At 62.7% G+C, this 260-nt stretch carries 1 protein-coding gene; it reads left to right on the top strand.

The window, feature by feature from the left end:
• A partial coding sequence (locus KZZ07_RS27085) for a hypothetical protein (protein ID WP_219520094.1) occupies positions 1-239 on the top strand: 239 nt, incomplete at its 5' end.
• Positions 240-260 lie beyond the last annotated feature (21 nt).

Here is a 260-nt window from a genome sequence, read left to right as displayed (position 1 = left end):
GCCGCAGCGGTTATGGCAGACAAGCGATCGTCGTGACCGTTACCGATCACGACAGGTCGATGCTCACGACCATTGCGATCTTCGCGCCGTCCAAACCGGTGTGCTTACTCGTACCGATCGAGCCCGTGCGGCGGATGCGCGCCATCGCCGCGCTACGCTACGCGCTTACCAGGCTCGAAACGCCCAAAACCGACCCTGAACTCGATCCTGAGCTCGGATCCGACGGGACACTGCTCTGACGCAGCGGCGACTGGACGAAA

It is taken from the genome of Mameliella sp. CS4 (assembly GCF_019392335.1).
Taxonomy (GTDB): Bacteria; Pseudomonadota; Alphaproteobacteria; order Rhodobacterales; family Rhodobacteraceae; genus Antarctobacter.
This window is presented reverse-complemented; position numbering and strand designations above follow the sequence as displayed.